The organism is Mesorhizobium sp. M1D.F.Ca.ET.043.01.1.1 (genome assembly GCF_003952385.1).
Taxonomy (GTDB): Bacteria; Pseudomonadota; Alphaproteobacteria; order Rhizobiales; family Rhizobiaceae; genus Mesorhizobium.
In genome coordinates, this window is record NZ_CP034444.1 from 2,768,241 (window position 1) to 2,784,281 (window position 16,041).

Below are 16,041 nucleotides of genomic sequence, written 5' to 3' on the forward strand. Positions count from 1 at the left end.
GAGTCCTCAGCCGACGCGCAGCACCAGCCCCCTGCTCGGCACGGTATCGGCCTCGCCGGGCATCGAGGCGTACGGACGAGTCTCCTCGACGCGGGCTACGACGCCCCGTTTCTCCAGGTCGGCGATCCGCTCGGCGAAGCCGGCCTGCCAGAGCGTGTTCTTGACCGTCAGCACGATGATGCCGCCAGGGCGGCAGATGCGGATCAACTCGTCCAGGCCTTCGATCCCGACATGGCCCGAGGTGAAGACGCCGGCCGAGACGATGCCGGCATAGGCGCCGTCGGCGAAGGGCAAATCACCGCCGAGCGCAAGGCGATGCAGGGCGGTGTAGACGCCCTTCGCCGCCGCCTTGTCCAGCATGCCTTGCGAGATGTCGAGCGCCTCGACTTGTGGGTAACCGGTGATGGCCAGCCATTCGCCGATCAGCCCCGTCCCGGCGCCGGCATCGAGCACAGGTTCGGCACCGCGCGGCAGATGGCGGGCGAGCAGCGCCAGGCAGATCGTCGGATGGCGATAGCCAGCCGCGGACATGTCTGCGTCATAGGTCTCCGCCCAGTCGTCATAGATGGCGGCCACTTCGTCAGGCCGCGTCGCCGCGTACGCCGCACCGAGCGCGCTGTTGTGCTTGCCGTCCGTCATTGCCGCTCCCGCCGCCGATTCGCGTTCGCCCATGGTAGCCAAGCGGCAAAAACTGTGGAACCGTTCGGCCATTAAACATGGCGTGATGGTAAAGGGGGATGACGATGGACGAGGCGCGCGCGGCGCTGGCCGCCATTCCGGCGCTTGCCGGGTACGAGGGTCCGCTGGAGCGGCTTGGCGGCCTCACCAACCGTGTCTACAGGGCCGGAGATATCTGCCTGCGCATTCCGGGCAAGGGCACCGAGGAATACATCAACCGGGCCAACGAGGCGATTGCGGCGCGCGAGGCGGCCAAGGCCGGCGTCAGCCCCGAGGTGCTGCATGTCGATGCCGCAACCGGCATCATGGCGACGCGCTTCGTCGTTGGCGCCGAGACGATGTCGCCGGAGAAGTTCAAAACCCGCGAGGGCAGCCCGGCACGCGCCGGCGAGGCCTTCCGCAAGCTGCATTCGTCCGGCGCGGTCTTTCCGTTCCGTTTCGAGCTGTTCGCGATGATCGACGACTATCTGAAGGTCCTGTCGACGAAGGACGTCGCGCTGCCTGCCGGCTATCACGACGTGGTGCGCGAGGCCGCAGTGGTGCGCGAAGCACTCGCCGCCCATCCGATCCAGCTTGCCGCCTGCCATTGCGATCCGCTCTGCGAGAATTTTCTCGATACCGGCGAGCGGATGTGGATCGTCGACTGGGAATATTCCGGCATGAACGATCCGCTGTGGGACCTTGGCGACCTCTCCGTCGAAGGCAGGTTCGACGCCGCCCAGGACGAGGCGCTGATGCGCGCCTATTTCGGCGGCGAGGCAAGGCCGGCCGAACGCGGCCGCGTCGTCATCTACAAGGCCATGTGCGACCTGCTCTGGACGCTCTGGGGGCTGATCCAGCTCGCCAACGACAACCCGGTCGACGATTTCCGCGCCTATGCCGACGGGCGCTTCGCCCGCTGCAGGGCGCTGATGGAGACCGCCGAGTTTTCACGCCACCTTGCAGCCGTGCGGGCCGGCTGAGCGCCAGGGAATCCTGAGGTTCAGTTCACGCCCTTCGGGACGTTCTCCGGCGGCACGACGGTCTCGACCACCTTCTGGCGGTGGAAGATGAAGATGCCGGCGAGCACGACGATCGCCGAACCGGCGAGGATGCGCGGGCTCGGCATATCGCCGAAGAAAACCAGGCCGAAGACGATGGCCCACAGAAGCAGGCTGTAATGCAGCGGCGCCAGCGTCGAGGCCGGCGCCAGCTTCAGTGCCCTGGTGATCATCAGGTGGGCGGCGCAGGAGACGACGCCGAGCAAAAGCATGGCGCCGAAATCGAGCGCGGTCGGCGTGTGCCAGGCGCCGATGGTCAGCGCGCCGCCGACGATCAGCGTGCCGATGGTCTGCCAGGTGACAAGCGTCGTGTCGCTCGTTCCACGCAAACGACGGCCGAGGATGATGGCGAAGCCGAAGGCGATGCTGCCGATCAGGGCATAGGTCGACGACAGCGAGAACGCCGCCGACGAGGGCTTCAGGATGATCAGCACGCCGCAGAAGCCGACCAGGATCGCCAGCCAGCGCCGCCAGCCGACCTTTTCGCCAAGCAGCAGGTGCGAGAGCGCGGCGACATAGATCGGCCCGGCCATGTAGAAGCTCATCACATCGGCGAGCGGCAGATAGACAACCGCGGCGTAGAAGAGCCCGGTGTCGAGCGTCGTCGCCACGACGCGCAGGAGCTGCAGCAGCGGCCTTTCCATCTGGAACAGCTTGCCCGTGCCCTGGTTGGCGATCATCGGCCCGAGCACGAAGAAGGCGCCGATGGAACGGATCAGCACGACCTGGCCGACCGAGAAGGAGGCGACCAGCCATTTGCCCATGGCGTCGTTCAGCGCGAACATGAAGTCGCCGGCCAGCATCAAGAGGATGCCGGCGAGCAGGACGTTCCTGATCGTGAAATTGCGGGCGATGGTCTGAGTCATGCGGCTCCCTAGCTCCAAGCCGCCGGTTTGACGAGCGAAATCCGGGAAATCGGTAAGACCAGCGGCGGAAATCGGCTGGCTCTAACGCAATTCCAGGCAAGATGCGTCGCGGTTTTTCCGTCCGGAATTGCGCTGACTGCTCTAAGTGGGCTTGTGCCGCCGGTTCACCTGCGCTGGCCGACCGGTGATCGAGAGCCGCGTCTCTTGCTTCGTTCGCTCGGCCACGACCTTGCCCCTGGCGATGACGCAGAGACGCTCGGGGCGCAGGCGGACCGCCTCGATCGGATTGCCGGCGTCGAGCACGACGAGGCTGGCGCGCTTGCCGACCTCCAGCCCGAGGTGATCGAGGCCCATGATGGCGGCATTGACGTTGGTGACCATTTCGAAGCAGCGCGCCATGTCGGCCGGGCTCGACATCTGGGCGACATGCAGGCCCATGAAGGCGACGTCGAGCATGTCGGCGGTGCCCAGCGAATACCAGGGATCGAGCACGCAATCCTGGCCCCAGCCGACACGGATGCCGAGCGCCATCATCTCCTTCACGCGGGTCAGGCCGCGCCGCTTCGGAAAGGTGTCGTGGCGGCCCTGCAGCATGATGTTGATCAGCGGATTGGGGATCGCCGAGACGCCGGCCTCGGCGATCAGCGGCAAAAGCTTCGAGACATAGTAATTGTCCATGGAATGCATTGAGGTGAGGTGCGAGCCGGCCACCCTGCCCTGCAGGCCGAGGCGCTGCGTTTCGTAGGCGACCTGCTCGATATGGCGCGACAGCGGGTCGTCGGTCTCGTCGCAATGCATATCGACCATCAGACCGCGCCTGGCGGCGATCTCGCAAAGCTCCGTCACCGAGCGCGTGCCGTCGGCCATGGTGCGCTCGAAATGCGGGATGCCGCCGACGATGTCGACGCCCATATCGAGCGCTCGGATGGTGTTTTCACGCGCCGTCGGCGAGCGGTAGAGCCCGTCCTGCGGAAAGGCGACCAATTGCAGATCGATGTAGGGCGCGACCGTTTTCTTCACGTCGAGCAGGGCTTCCACGGCGAGCAGGCGGTCGTCGCAGACATCGACATGGCTGCGGATGGCAAGCAGGCCCATCGACGTCGCCCAGTCGCAATAGGCGAGCGCCCGGTCGCGCACGGCCTCATGCGTCAACAGCGGCTTCAATTCGCCCCAGAGCGCGATGCCTTCGAGCAGCGTGCCGGAAGCGTTGATGCGCGGAATGCCGTAGGAGAGCGTGGCATCCATGTGGAAGTGCGGATCGACGAAGGGCGGCGAGACGAGATTGCCGCGCGCGTCAACCTCGCTCCGGGCCGAGCGCTGCAGCTTGGGCTCGATCGCGGCGATGGTCTCGCCCGCGATGCCAATGTCGGCAATCCGGCCGTCCGGCAGCGTGCCGCCGCGCACGATGAGGTCGAAATCCATCTGTCGTCATCCCTCTCTAGAACCGGCCGTCGTCGTAGCCGAAAAGACCGCAGCCGTTTCCTTGTCTTGACGGCGCATGGTTCCATCCGGCGGCAACTCGCTCTATAAGCCGCCTCTCGCCTTCGTGGCGAATCCGAAATTCGCTCAGGGACTGGTTGGAAATTCTACTCCGGCGGCCATCTGATGGCGTTTTCAGCGCTTCCGTTGCTCACGGACGAAATGTCCGCTGCCTACGGTTCTCGAAAACACCACCAAATGACTCGCCAGGGCGAATTTCGAAACGGTCTCTAGCCAGGCATGGGATCGGCCTTTTGTTTCGTTTCTTCCGTTCGACGGAGAACCAGCGCCTCGTCGCGAGGCTGGTGAAGGAATCCTTCCAGGAGCACAAATTCGGCTATGGCGCGGCCATTGTGTCGATGCTGGTGGTGGCCGCCATGACGGGCGCCAGCGCCTGGATCCTGCGTGAGATCACCAACGAGTTCGTCATCTACAAGAGGCTCGACCGCGTCAATCTGATCGCCGCGGCGGTCGCCGCGATCTTCGTCCTCAAGGGCATCGCGAACTTCGTCCAGGCCTATTTCATGAGCCGCGTCGGCAACGCGATCATCGCCGACCGACAGCGCAAGATCTATGACCGGATCCTGGCGCAAGGCATCGAGTTCTACCACTCGACCTCGTCGTCCGACCTGATCACCCGCATGACCAACAACGCGCAGGCCGCGCGCAGCGTGCTCGACCTCGTCGTCACATCCTATGTGCGCGATCTGGTGACCTTGGTCGTGCTGGTGGTGGTGATGGTCTGGCAGCAGCCGGCGCTGTCCCTGATCTGCTTCGTCGTCGGACCGGTGGCAGTCTACGGCGTCAACCGCATCCTGAAACGTGTCCGACAGATCGCCAAGATGGAATTCCGCTCGCTCGGGCAGATCGTGCATGTCATGCAGGAAACGGCGATCGGCGTGCGCGTCGTCAAATCCTTCAATCTCGAAGGCGCGATGCGCAAGCGCATGTACAAGGCTGTCTCCGATGTCGAGAACCGCGCCAACAACATCGCCACGCTGGAAGCAGCCACCAGTCCGGTCATGGAGACGCTTGCCGGTCTGGCGATCGCCGGCGCCGTCTTCGTCAGCGGCTTCCTGGTGCTGGAAGGCGGCCAGATGCCCGGCAACATCATGGCCTTCATCGCGGCGCTGCTGCTCGCCTATGAGCCGGCAAAGCGCCTGGCGCGCGTGCGCATTTCGCTGGAGACCGGCATCGTCGGCGTGCGCATGATGTTCCAGCTCGCCGACCGGCCGCTGACGCTCGCCGAGAAGCCCAATGCCAAGCCGTTGCATCCGGGCCCGGGCGAAATCCGGTTCGACGATGTCAGCTTCGCTTATCCGGAGAGCCCGCCGGTGTTCGAAGGCTTCGACCTGACGCTCAAGGCCGGCAAGATGACGGCGCTGGTCGGGCCTTCCGGCAGCGGCAAGTCGACGATCCTCAACCTGATCATGCGCATGTACGACCCGCAAAGCGGTAAGGTGGAGTTCGACGGCCAGGATATCTCCTTCGCCACGCTCGATTCGCTCAGGCAGAAGATCGCCTATGTCAGCCAGGATACTTTCCTGTTTGCCGGCACAATCATGCACAACATCCGCCTCGGCCGTGAGAATGCGACCGACGCGGACGTGATCGCCGCCGCCAAGGCGGCCAATGCGCACGACTTCATCAGCGCCATGGCCAAGGGCTACGACACGGAAGTGGGCGAGAACGGCTCGCTGCTCTCCGGCGGCCAGCGCCAGCGCATCTCGATCGCGCGCGCCATGCTGCGCAATGCCGAGATTCTGCTTCTGGACGAGGCGACCAGCGCGCTGGACGCCGAGTCGGAAGCGCTGTTCCGCGACGCGCTGCAACAGCTCACGGTCGGACGCACGACGATCGTCATCGCCCACCGCCTCTCGACGGTGCACCAGGCCGATACGATCGTGGTGCTGGAGAGCGGCAAAGTGCGGGAAAGCGGACCTCACAAGACGCTGCTCAAGCAGGGCGGGCTCTATCAGAAGCTTTATGAATATCAGCTGATGCCGTAGGGCGGCCTCTCCCTCTCCCCTTGTGGGAGAAGGTGTCGCCGAAGGCGACGGATGAGGGGTGTTCCAGGGAACGCCAACGCCTCACTCCGCTGGAGCACCCCTCAACCGTCTCGGCGCTACGCGCCGATCCACCTTCTCCCACAAGGGGAGAAGGGGAAGCGCTCCTACTCCGGCACTTTCCGCACCGCGCCCTTGTCGGCGCTGGTGGCGAACGCGGCGTAGGCGCGGAGCGCCGTCGTCACCTTGCGCTTGCGCTTTTCCGTCGGCTTCCAGGCATCCGGGCCCTTGGCCGCCATTGCCTTGCGACGCGCGTCGAGCTCGGCCTCGCTGACGGCGAGGTGGATCTTGCGGTTGGGGATGTCGATCTCGATCGTATCGCCCTCCTGGACCAGGCCGATCAGGCCACCTTCGGCCGCCTCGGGCGAGACATGGCCGATCGACAGACCCGAGGTGCCGCCGGAAAACCGGCCGTCGGTGATCAGCGCGCAGGCCTTGCCGAGGCCTTTCGACTTCAGATAGCTGGTCGGATAGAGCATTTCCTGCATGCCGGGGCCGCCGCGCGGTCCCTCATAGCGGATGACGACGATGTCGCCGGCCTTGATCTCGTTGCCGAGGATCGCCTTGACGGAAGCGTCCTGGCTTTCGAAGACGCGGGCCGGGCCGGTGAACTTCAGGATCGACTCGTCGACGCCGGCGGTCTTCACGATGCAGCCGTCGAGCGCCAGGTTGCCCTTGAGCACGGCGAGGCCGCCATCCTTCGAGAACGGCGTCTTTGCCGAGCGGATGACACCCGTCTCGCGGTTCGTGTCGAGCTCGTCCCAGCGGCGGTCCTGGCTGAAGGCGACCTGCGTCGGCACGCCGCCTGGCGCGGCGCGGAAGAACTCGCGCACGTTCTCGGCGGAGGTGCGGGCGATGTCCCAATGGTCGAGCGCTTCGCCGAGCGTTGCCGTGTGGACGGTCGGCAGGTCGCGGTTGATCAGGCCCGCCTCGTCCAATTGGCCGAGGATGGCCATGATGCCGCCGGCGCGGTGGACGTCCTCCATGTGCACGTCGGACTTGGCCGGCGCCACCTTGCAGAGCACCGGCACCTTGCGCGACAGCCGGTCGATGTTCTCCATGGTGAAGTCGACCTCGCCCTCATGGGCGGCGGCGAGGATGTGCAGCACCGTGTTGGTCGAGCCGCCCATGGCGATGTCGAGCGCCATGGCGTTCTCGAAGGCGCCCTTGGAAGCGATGCTGCGCGGCAGCGCGCTGTCGTCCTCCTGCTCGTAATAGCGCTGGGCGAGATCGACGATCAGATGGCCGGCCTCGACGAACAGGCGCTTGCGGTCGGCGTGGGTAGCGAGCGTCGAGCCATTGCCCGGCAGCGAGAGGCCGAGCGCCTCGGTCAGGCAGTTCATCGAATTGGCGGTGAACATGCCGGAGCAGGAACCGCAGGTCGGGCAGGCCGAGCGCTCGATGACCTTGACGTCCTCGTCGGAGACGCGGTCGTCGGCGGCGGCGACCATGGCGTCGACCAGGTCGAGCGCCTGCGCCTTGCCGGCCAGCACCACCTTGCCGGCCTCCATCGGACCGCCGGAGACGAAGACGGTCGGGATGTTGAGGCGCAACGAGGCCATCAGCATGCCGGGCGTGATCTTGTCGCAGTTGGAGATGCAGACCATGGCGTCGGCGCAATGCGCATTGACCATGTATTCGACGGAGTCGGCGATAAGCTCGCGCGACGGCAGCGAATAGAGCATGCCGTCGTGACCCATGGCGATGCCGTCATCGACGGCGATGGTGTTGAACTCCTTGGCGACGCCGCCGGCCTTCTCGATCTCACGCGCGACGAGCTGGCCAAGGTCCTTCAGATGGACATGGCCCGGCACGAACTGGGTGAAGGAGTTGACGACCGCGATGATCGGCTTGCCGAAATCCGAATCCTTCATGCCGGTGGCGCGCCACAGGCCGCGGGCGCCGGCCATGTTGCGGCCATGGGTGGTGGTGCGGGAACGATAGGCAGGCATCGGATTGTCCTTGCTGGCTGGCCGCGCCAAGCGCGGCGCGGCGGCGCTGAATTTCAGTCGGCAGCGGTTATAGCGGCCAAGGTCCGGCCTTGCCACAGTTTTGCACTGCGCCAGGAATCTGGTTGACCAGCGATGGCGATTTGTATATAGCCATTTAGGTATATATCTAATTGGCTATCTACGATGAATCAGCTCGACGCCACTTTTGCCGCGCTTTCCGACCCGACGCGGCGCGCCATCCTTGCCCGGCTCATCGACGGCGAGGCCTCGGTGATGGAACTGGCGGAGCCGTTCGCGATGAGCCAGCCGTCGATCTCGAAACACCTCAAGGTGCTCGAGAATGCGGGACTGATCTCGCGCGGCCGCGATGCCCAGCGCCGTCCGTGCCGGCTCGAAGCGAAACCCTTGGCCGAGGCCACGGAATGGCTGGAGCGCTACCGCAAGATCTGGGAAGGCAATTTCCAGCGGCTCGATGCGCTGCTCGGTGCGCTGCAAGCAAAGAAGAACCCCGGCGAGGCGGAACAATAGGCAAAGCCGGGCACATTCGGCCTATCGGAAATGTCGCAGCCCGTGTCGGATCGAGGCCCGACCGAGCGTCCTTGGGTCCAGGAAACGCAAGCGGAAGAGGACATCGATGAGTACGACGAGACTGCCGGGCCCAACCGTGGCAACGCTGACCGTGACAACCCCCGGCGATCGTGAGGTCCGGATAACCCGCACATTCGACGCGCCGCGGCCGATGGTGTTCGACTGCTGGACCATTCCGGAACTGCTCAAGGGCTGGCTGCATGGCCCGGATGGCTGGCGGCTCGAGATTTGCGAGATCGACCTCAAGGTGGGCGGCACGGCGCGCTATGTCTGGCGCCACCGCGACGGGCAGGCGATGGGCATGAGCGCCATCTATCGCGAGATCGAGCGGCCGAGACTGATCGTCGCCACGGAGCTGTTCGACGAAGACTGGACCGGCGGCGAGACGCTGGGGACGGTTGTGTTCACCGAGGTCAACGGCAAGACGCTGCTGACGCAGACGATCCTCTATGCTTCGCAGGCGGCGCGCGACGGCGCGCTTGGCACCGGCATGACCAGCGGCATTGCCGACAGCTATGCCCAGCTCGATGCCCGTCTTGTGTCCCTCCAGCATGGCGCCAAGGGCGCCGCCTGATCCCTTTCACGACAGAGCACGAAGGAGAAAACGATGCAGAAGATCACGACTTTCCTGTGGTTCGACGGTCAGGCCGAAGAGGCGATGAACCATTACATTTCGATCTTCCAGAATGCGAAGACGCTGAGTGTGACGCGCTGGCCGAAGGGCCACCCTCAGGAGGGCCAGGTGCTGGTCGCTTCGTTCGAGCTCGACGGCGTGCCATTCCTGGCGCTGAACGGCGGCCCGCAATACAAGTTCACCGAGGCGATCTCGCTGTCGATCGATTGCAAGACGCAGGCCGAGGTCGACCATTTCTGGGCAAGGCTTACCGAAGGCGGCGGCGAGCCCGGCCCTTGCGGCTGGCTGAAGGACAAGTTCGGCGTGTCCTGGCAGGTGGTGCCGGAACAATTGCCGCGGCTGCTTCAGGATCCCGACCGGGCCAAGGCAGGCCGCGTCATGGAGGCGATGATGAAGATGGGCAAGATCGAGATCGGTAAGCTGGAAGCGGCGGCGAAAGGGTGAGCGATCTTCCCTTCTCCCCTTGTGGGAGAAGGTGGATCGGCGCGAAGCGCCGAGACGGATGACGGGTGATCCAGCGGAGTGAGACGTCGGCTTTCCCTGGAACATCCCTCATCCGACCTCGCTTCGCGAGGCCACCTTCCCCCACAAGGGGGGAAGGGAAAAACAGTTCACGCCGCCTTGTCGCGGATCTGGTAGTCCTTGACCGCCGTGAAGCGGATCGCCTTCCAGCGCTCGGCTTCGTAGTTGAGCGAGAAGGCGTGCTGGGCGAGGAAGACCGGATCGTTGTCGAGGTCGCGGGCGATGTCGCCGCGATGGCCCTCGATGAAGCGCTGCACCTCCGCCTTGTCGTCGGCCGCGATCCAGCGGCAGACGGAAAAGCGTGACATCTCGAAATCCACGGGCAGCGTGTATTCGATGTTCAGCCGCTCCTTCAGCACATCGAGCTGCAGCGCGCCGACGACGCCGACGATCGCCGGCGAGCCGTCCTCCGGCGAGAACAGCTGCACGACGCCTTCCTCGGCCATCTGGTGCAGCGCCTCTTTCAGCTTCTTGGCCTTCATCGCATCGCCAAGGCGGACACGGCGCAGGATTTCCGGCGCGAAGTTCGGCACGCCGCGGAACAGGATCTCCTCGCCCTCGGTCAATGTGTCGCCGATGCGCAGCGTGCCGTGGTTGGGGATGCCGACGACGTCGCCGGCGAAGGCCTCGTCTGCGGTGACGCGGGTGCGGGCAAAGAAGAATTGCGGCGCCGACAGGCTCATCGGCTTGCCGGTGCGCACCAGCTTGGCCTTCATGCCGCGCTCCAGCTTTCCCGAGCAGACGCGCACGAAGGCGATGCGGTCGCGGTGGTTCGGGTCCATATTGGCCTGGATCTTGAAGACGAAGGAGGTCATCTTCTCCTCGGTCGCCTCGACCGTCCGCTCATCGGCTTCCTGCGCGCGCGGCGGCGGCCCAAAGGCGCCGAGCGCCTCGATCAGGTCGCGCACGCCGTAATTGCGCAGCGCCGAGCCGAAATAGACCGGCGTCAGGTGACCCTCGCGGAAGGCGTCGACGTCGAGCGGCCGGCAAGCCTCGCGCGCGAGCTCCAGTTCCTCGATGAAGTCGTTGCGCTCGTTTTCCGGCAAAAGCCCGGCGACGCGGTTGGAATCCGGACCATGGACCGGCGTGCGCTCCTTCTCGTCGTCGCTCCGGCGCACGGCGTTCTGCGCCAGGTGATAGGTGCCGGAGAAAGTCTTGCCGCGGCCGATCGGCCAAGTGACGGGTGCCGTGTCCAGCGCCAGCTTCTGCTCGATCTCGTCGAGGATCTCGAACGGATCGCGGCTCTCGCGGTCCATCTTGTTGACGAAGGTGATGATCGGGATGTCGCGCAGCCGGCAGACCTCGAACAGCTTCAGCGTGCGCGGCTCGATGCCCTTGGCGGCGTCGATGACCATGACGGCCGAGTCCACCGCCGACAGCGTGCGGTAGGTGTCGTCGGCGAAATCCTCGTGGCCGGGCGTGTCCAAGAGGTTGAAGACGTTGTCGTCATATTCGAAGGTCATCACCGAGGTGACGACCGAGATGCCGCGCTCGCGCTCGATCTTCATCCAGTCCGACCGGGTCTGGATGCGGTCCTTCTTGGCCTTGACCTCGCCGGCAAGCTGGATGGCGCCGCCGAACAGAAGCAGCTTTTCGGTGAGCGTGGTCTTGCCGGCGTCGGGGTGCGCGATGATCGCGAAGGTGCGGCGGCGCGATACCTCTTCAGGGATGGTTTCGGGCATATCTTTTAAGGTGTTCCATGTGACAGGCGGCGCTTCTACCAGCGCCGCGCCGGCCTGTCGACATGGGCGGCAAATGCCTTGTGCGCGCGCCTCCGGTTCCGCCTGGCTCGGCCAGGCTTTCCGCGCGCGCGATCTCCGGCAGCCAGCCGGCAATCGCCTTGCCGATCGCGTCGGGGTGGTCTTCCTGCAGATAATGGGCGCCTGGCCCCAGGTTGATGAACCGGCAGTTCTTCAGCCCGGCGCCGAACTGCTCAGCCGCCTGCGGCGAAATCAGCGCGCCGGGATCACCCGCGAACAGCAGTTTTGGATAAGAGGAAAGCCGCAGCGCGCGGTGGTCGTGTTCGCTGATCGCGGCGACGTCGGCCGGCTGGCCTTCGATCGGCAGTTCGCGCGGCAGGCGCAGTGCCGGCCTGCGCGATTGCGGCGTCGGGAATGGCGCCCTGTAGACAGCCATCTCGTCTTCGCTCATCGGCCGCAGGACGGATGCCGGCAGGATTTTTTCGACGAAGACATTGTCCTCCAGGACCAGCTTTTCGCCGGCGCCCGGCGTGCGCAGCGCCTTGAAGAGCTCGCGCGCCTGTGGACGCTGGTGGAAGTCCTCCCAGCGCTCGAAAGGCCGGATGAATTCCATGAAGGCCAGGCCGAGAATACGCCGCGGCCGGCGTGCCGCAAAATGGAACGCCAGCGCGGTGCCCCAATCCTGGGCGACGATCACCAGGTCCTTGAGATCGAGCGCCCCGATGAAGGCGTCGAGATAGCGGACCTGATCGAAGAAACGATAGTCGATATCGGGCTTGCCCGACTGGCCGTAGCCGATCAGATCCGGCGCGATGCAGCGGCCGAACGGCGCGACGTGCGGGATGATGTTGCGCCAGATGTAGGAGGAGGTCGGATTGCCGTGCAGGAACAGGATGGTGGGGCCGGCGCCGCCGGCTTCCAGATAGGACATGGTGGAATCTAGCACGGCCATTCGTGAACGCCGCAACACGTCCGCGCCGGTTTGCTGTCCGTCGGTTTTCGAAATCATCGTACTGTTTCCTTCCCAAACACGGTGCTGAAGATGATTTTCTTGAACCGATCGAGCGGTTCGGGGCTGCGCTCGACCTTCATGCGCAGCATGGCGCCCTGCCAGGACGACAAAAGGAAATCGGCGAGGTCCTCGGCATCGAAAGCCTTGGTGATCTCGCCCGCCGCCTGGCCCTCGGCGATGCAGGCCGCGAAGGGTTGGCGCCAGCGCTCGAAGATGGCGACCAGCCTGAGCCGCAGCGGCTCGCTGTGCACAGCTGTTTCCAGGCTGAGATTGCCGATCATGCAGCCACGCGCCCAGTCATGCGCCTCGAGCTTCGAGGTGATGATATCGAGATAGCGGCGCAGCCTGCCGACGGGCGGCGTACCGTCACGCGCCAAGGCATTCTCGACCAGGCCGCTGACATAGGCGAAGTAGCGCTCCACCACCTCGCCGGCAAACTCTTCCTTTGAGGCAAAGTGGTTGGTGAAGGAGCCCGGCCGGGCACCGGCCGCGGCGACGATGTCGCGCACGCCGGCCGCCGAGTAGCCTGAATTCCATATCGTCTGGAAGCCAGCGTCGAGGAGATTTTCGCGGAGTGATTGTCTAGCCATGGCGATATAATACGTACGTACGTATTAATGTCAAGCCCTTGGGTTTGTGCTGGCTAAAGGTTGCAGCAAATGCAGCGGGAACTCATCGCGGCACATGGCGAACAGCGTGGCGACGCGTGTCATCAGCGCCGTCGTTAATCGGGGTGACGGCTTGACATCCCGGCTAAAGCGGGCGCGCCCTGGAACCGTGGAACATGCCAATGGCGAAGATCTCCCGTCCCCCAATTCACGCACCACCGTCCTCCTTGCGGCCGAACCGCGTGATCGACCATATCTGCGCCCGCTCGATGCCGATGTCGCGCAGCAGATAGTCCGGCAAGTCGTCCAGCGTGGTCCGGTCCCTGCGGATCCGGACGATGCGCGCAAGCAGATCTCCGCCGGAATGGCTGATTTCGACGACCGCGGTGAAGAAGCGCCCCAGCGCGGAGCGGTTGGTCGTGAGCTCCTGTCCAAGGGTAGTCATGGTTGCATCTCCCTCTGTTCGAATGATGAAATTGGGAGGGCCAGCATTGGCCCTCCCACGCGGTTTGGCCGACAGAAGATCAGGATCGATCGCACGCGCAGCTCGCCTGCGAAGCGCTTCACGATCCATCTCCCATCAGGCGGTGGCAGAGGCCGTCGTCGGATCGAACAGGCGCTTCACCTGCGTGATCTTGGTTGCCGGGAAGCCGCTCATCTTGGCGTGGCGTTGGATGATCGCCTCGTCCTTGGCGAGGTAGACGCAGAAGGTCTTGTCGTCCGCCACGAAGGATTCCACCCACTGGATGTCCGGGCCGAGCTCGGCGAGGACGGCGTTCGAGGCCTTGGAGGCGTCGCGAAGCTGCTCGCGCTCGAAGGTGCCGACCTTGGGGATTTCCCGTTCGATGATGTATTTCTGCATTTCGCAATCTCCTTGATCTGAGGTTCAAATGTCCCCGGACGCGCGACCAGGTCGGTGCCGGTGACATCCCCGGCGCCGCTGAGCTAAACTGCAGCCTGGCTCGCCGGGCAGACGGAGAATTACGGAAGAGGCGGCCAACAGTCCTTATGCCGGCCTTATCTTCTTCTGATCCTTTGCCTATTGCCGTTACGGGGGGTAGCTGCCGATGGGAATTCACTGCTTCGGCGACTTCGAGCTGAACGAGGGCTCGCGCGCCCTTCGTCTCGCCGGAAAGGAGATCGAGGTGCAGCCCCTGGTCTTCGAGTTCCTCGCCATTCTGCTGCGGCACCAGGACCGGGCCATGAGCAAGGACGAATTGCTTGAAACGCTGTGGCCCGGCGTAACGGTTACCGAAGCTTCCTTGCAGCGCGTGGCGAGCCTGGCTCGCGGCATTCTTCGGCAGGGCGGCATGGAGACGGCGCTGCGCAACCTGCCGCGTTTCGGCTACCGCATTTGCCTCGATCAACCAGCCGTCTTGGAAACCAAATCAGCTCCGGTCGCAGCGGGGAGCAAGCCGTCGAGCCCCGGCTCAGCAATCCTGTCCGCTCGCGCGGCGCTTGCGGCGAGGAAATGGCAAGATGCCGCGGCCGCTTTCACCGAAGCGGACGCCGCCGGCGAGTTGCTGACGGCCGATCTCGAGGAATGGTCGCTGGCGCTGGAATGCATGGGGCAACCGACTGAAGCCATTCCATTCCTGACCCGCGCGGTAACGGAATATGGCGTGTCCGGCGAGCGCCTGCGCGCGGCGTCCCCGGCAGTCACGCTTGCCCGGATCCATCTGGAGAGGGGCGAGCTCGCCGTCGCCAAGGGCTGGCATAAGCGCGCCGCGCAGCTGATCGACAGCGCCACCGACAGCCGGGAACACGGCCTGTGGTGCTGGATGGGAGCGCGTCTTATGGGCGCGGAAGCTGAACCCGAGCAGGCGCTTGCATTTGCCGAGCAGGCCTTCAAAGTCGGCAAACATCTCGAAGACCCGGTCGTGGAATCGCTCGGCCTGATCTATCGCGGCTTCTTCAAACTTTGCCTCGGGGAAACCAAATCCGGCCAGGAGGACCAGGATTTCGCCGCCGCGCTCGGCCTTTCAAGCGACATAGACCCGGTTGTCGGCGGCATCCTCTATTGCAACATCCTTTGGTCCTGCAGGAACTTCGGCGACTGGGCGAGGGCCAACCAATGGACCTCCGGTTACGAAACCTGGTGCAAGGGACACGGGCTGGAGAACCTGTCGGGATCGTGCCGGCTGCATCGGGCCGAGGTGCTCGGCATCCACGGCACGCTTAAAGAAGCGGAGGCACTGGTGCGCGCCGCTCTCGACCAGCTGGCTCTCGATGCGCCCTGGGCGACGGGCGATGCCTTGCGGGTTCTGGGCGACATCCATCTTGCTGCCGGAAATTTCGCCGAAGCAGAAACAGCCTACCGCGCGTCGCACGCAGCAGGATGGGATCCGCAGCCCGGCCTCGCCCTGCTGCAGCTCGAACAGGGGCAGGCGGAGGCCGCTTTCAGTGCGCTTGAGCGATCCCTGGTCGGCAATGGCTGGCCGACGCTGCAGCGGCGCGGTCTCGTACTTGCCACACTTGCCAAAGTGGCGGCACATACCGATCGGCTGGAGCGCGCGAGAGAAGTCATTGCCGAACTGGAGAAGGAGCCGCTGCGCTGGCCGATGGCTTCCATCCGGGCACTGACCGCGCAGGCCAAGGCAGAGCTTTTCATGCGCGAGAATCGCTTGGCCGAGGCCGCGCGGGAGCTGCAGCTTGCATGTTCGTGCTGGACCGAAATCGGCTCGCCGATCAATGTCGCCGACGCGAGGCTGTCGCTGGCCGCGCTCCTCATTCAACTCGGCGATCGGATCGGTGCGGAGCTGGAGCTCGGCAGCGTTATGGCGGTCGCAACGAAAGTAGATTCAACTCGTCTCATGCGGCGATGCGAAGAACTGAAAGACCTGCTTTCGGACACGCCTAAGACAGCAGTTCGCGGCGCGTAGAAATCTTCCCGCTT

General features: G+C 64.7%; 15 protein-coding genes. 6 read left to right on the forward strand and 9 right to left on the reverse strand.

Annotation, left to right across the window (positions count from 1 at the left end):
- Positions 1–6: 6 nt before the first annotated feature.
- A complete protein-coding gene (locus EJ067_RS13465) occupies positions 7–639 on the reverse strand; it encodes a class I SAM-dependent methyltransferase (protein WP_126086143.1) in 633 nt (210 codons plus the stop codon).
- A 98-nt stretch (positions 640–737) separates the two neighbouring features.
- Between EJ067_RS13465 and EJ067_RS13470 the strand changes: the two genes are divergently transcribed.
- Positions 738–1,640 (forward strand): phosphotransferase family protein, encoded by a 903-nt coding sequence (locus tag EJ067_RS13470; protein ID WP_126086144.1) that lies wholly within the window; start codon positions 738–740, stop codon positions 1,638–1,640.
- 20 nt (positions 1,641–1,660) lie between these two features.
- Here EJ067_RS13470 and EJ067_RS13475 read toward each other — a convergent pair whose 3' ends face one another.
- Entirely contained in the window at positions 1,661–2,584 is a 924-nt protein-coding gene (locus EJ067_RS13475; protein WP_126086145.1) for a DMT family transporter, read from the reverse strand.
- 141 nt (positions 2,585–2,725) lie between these two features.
- Positions 2,726–4,006, reverse strand: coding sequence for an amidohydrolase family protein (locus tag EJ067_RS13480; protein ID WP_126086146.1), 1,281 nt, complete (start codon positions 4,004–4,006; stop codon positions 2,726–2,728).
- A 311-nt stretch (positions 4,007–4,317) separates the two neighbouring features.
- On the opposite strand from EJ067_RS13480, the gene EJ067_RS13485 reads away from it, so the two are divergent.
- The gene (locus EJ067_RS13485; RefSeq protein ID WP_126086147.1) at positions 4,318–6,072 is read left to right on the forward strand and encodes an ABC transporter ATP-binding protein; all 1,755 of its coding nucleotides are present in this window, start codon (positions 4,318–4,320) and stop codon (positions 6,070–6,072) included.
- Between the two features lie 164 nt (positions 6,073–6,236).
- Here the strand turns inward: EJ067_RS13485 and ilvD are convergent, their stop codons facing one another.
- Positions 6,237–8,081: a dihydroxy-acid dehydratase gene (gene ilvD, locus EJ067_RS13490; protein ID WP_126086148.1), complete on the reverse strand. Its 1,845-nt coding sequence runs from the start codon at positions 8,079–8,081 to the stop codon at positions 6,237–6,239.
- Positions 8,082–8,264: 183 nt separating this feature from the next.
- Between ilvD and EJ067_RS13495 the strand changes: the two genes are divergently transcribed.
- From EJ067_RS13495 to EJ067_RS13505, 3 genes are all read left to right on the forward strand, one after another.
- Positions 8,265–8,609: a metalloregulator ArsR/SmtB family transcription factor gene (locus EJ067_RS13495; protein WP_126086149.1), complete on the forward strand. Its 345-nt coding sequence runs from the start codon at positions 8,265–8,267 to the stop codon at positions 8,607–8,609.
- Positions 8,610–8,715: 106 nt separating this feature from the next.
- On the forward strand, positions 8,716–9,243 hold the full coding sequence (locus EJ067_RS13500; protein ID WP_126086150.1) for an SRPBCC family protein: 528 nt from the start codon (positions 8,716–8,718) through the stop codon (positions 9,241–9,243).
- Between the two features lie 33 nt (positions 9,244–9,276).
- Positions 9,277–9,747 (forward strand): VOC family protein, encoded by a 471-nt coding sequence (locus EJ067_RS13505; RefSeq protein WP_126086151.1) that lies wholly within the window; start codon positions 9,277–9,279, stop codon positions 9,745–9,747.
- A 167-nt stretch (positions 9,748–9,914) separates the two neighbouring features.
- Here the strand turns inward: EJ067_RS13505 and EJ067_RS13510 are convergent, their stop codons facing one another.
- The 5 genes from EJ067_RS13510 to EJ067_RS13530 all read right to left on the reverse strand — a co-directional run bounded on the left by EJ067_RS13510 (position 9,915) and on the right by EJ067_RS13530 (position 14,007).
- Positions 9,915–11,507 (reverse strand): peptide chain release factor 3, encoded by a 1,593-nt coding sequence (locus EJ067_RS13510; RefSeq protein WP_126086152.1) that lies wholly within the window; start codon positions 11,505–11,507, stop codon positions 9,915–9,917.
- The gene (locus EJ067_RS13515) at positions 11,488–12,477 is read right to left on the reverse strand and encodes a haloalkane dehalogenase (RefSeq protein WP_245468263.1); all 990 of its coding nucleotides are present in this window, start codon (positions 12,475–12,477) and stop codon (positions 11,488–11,490) included. The genes EJ067_RS13510 and EJ067_RS13515 overlap by 20 nt, the downstream gene beginning before the upstream one ends.
- A 53-nt stretch (positions 12,478–12,530) precedes the next feature.
- Positions 12,531–13,127, reverse strand: coding sequence for a TetR/AcrR family transcriptional regulator (locus EJ067_RS13520; RefSeq protein WP_126086154.1), 597 nt, complete (start codon positions 13,125–13,127; stop codon positions 12,531–12,533).
- A gap of 226 nt (positions 13,128–13,353) precedes the next feature.
- Positions 13,354–13,590, reverse strand: a complete 237-nt coding sequence (locus EJ067_RS34575; RefSeq protein ID WP_189510591.1) for a DUF1127 domain-containing protein — start codon at positions 13,588–13,590, stop codon at positions 13,354–13,356.
- A gap of 135 nt (positions 13,591–13,725) precedes the next feature.
- Positions 13,726–14,007, reverse strand: a complete 282-nt coding sequence (locus EJ067_RS13530) for a DUF4242 domain-containing protein (protein ID WP_126086156.1) — start codon at positions 14,005–14,007, stop codon at positions 13,726–13,728.
- 205 nt (positions 14,008–14,212) lie between these two features.
- Between EJ067_RS13530 and EJ067_RS13535 the strand changes: the two genes are divergently transcribed.
- On the forward strand, positions 14,213–16,027 hold the full coding sequence (locus tag EJ067_RS13535) for a winged helix-turn-helix domain-containing protein (RefSeq protein WP_126086157.1): 1,815 nt from the start codon (positions 14,213–14,215) through the stop codon (positions 16,025–16,027).
- Positions 16,028–16,041: the final 14 nt, after the last annotated feature.

Bases quoted from the DNA above. Each gene is read 5' to 3' on its own strand.
- EJ067_RS13530 (WP_126086156.1), bottom strand. From the start codon at position 14,007: ATGCAGAAATACATCATCGAACGGGAAATCCCCAAGGTCGGCACCTTC.
- EJ067_RS13500 (WP_126086150.1), top strand. From the start codon at position 8,716: ATGAGTACGACGAGACTGCCGGGCCCAACCGTGGCAACGCTGACCGTG.
- EJ067_RS13505 (WP_126086151.1), top strand. From the start codon at position 9,277: ATGCAGAAGATCACGACTTTCCTGTGGTTCGACGGTCAGGCCGAAGAG.
- ilvD (WP_126086148.1), bottom strand. From the start codon at position 8,081: ATGCCTGCCTATCGTTCCCGCACCACCACCCATGGCCGCAACATGGCC.
- EJ067_RS13475 (WP_126086145.1), bottom strand. From the start codon at position 2,584: ATGACTCAGACCATCGCCCGCAATTTCACGATCAGGAACGTCCTGCTC.
- EJ067_RS13535 (WP_126086157.1), top strand. From the start codon at position 14,213: ATGGGAATTCACTGCTTCGGCGACTTCGAGCTGAACGAGGGCTCGCGC.
- EJ067_RS13510 (WP_126086152.1), bottom strand. From the start codon at position 11,507: ATGCCCGAAACCATCCCTGAAGAGGTATCGCGCCGCCGCACCTTCGCG.
- EJ067_RS13480 (WP_126086146.1), bottom strand. From the start codon at position 4,006: ATGGATTTCGACCTCATCGTGCGCGGCGGCACGCTGCCGGACGGCCGG.
- EJ067_RS13520 (WP_126086154.1), bottom strand. From the start codon at position 13,127: ATGGCTAGACAATCACTCCGCGAAAATCTCCTCGACGCTGGCTTCCAG.
- EJ067_RS13465 (WP_126086143.1), bottom strand. From the start codon at position 639: ATGACGGACGGCAAGCACAACAGCGCGCTCGGTGCGGCGTACGCGGCG.
- EJ067_RS34575 (WP_189510591.1), bottom strand. From the start codon at position 13,590: ATGACTACCCTTGGACAGGAGCTCACGACCAACCGCTCCGCGCTGGGG.
- EJ067_RS13515 (WP_245468263.1), bottom strand. From the start codon at position 12,477: ATGGCCGTGCTAGATTCCACCATGTCCTATCTGGAAGCCGGCGGCGCC.
- EJ067_RS13470 (WP_126086144.1), top strand. From the start codon at position 738: ATGACGATGGACGAGGCGCGCGCGGCGCTGGCCGCCATTCCGGCGCTT.
- EJ067_RS13495 (WP_126086149.1), top strand. From the start codon at position 8,265: ATGAATCAGCTCGACGCCACTTTTGCCGCGCTTTCCGACCCGACGCGG.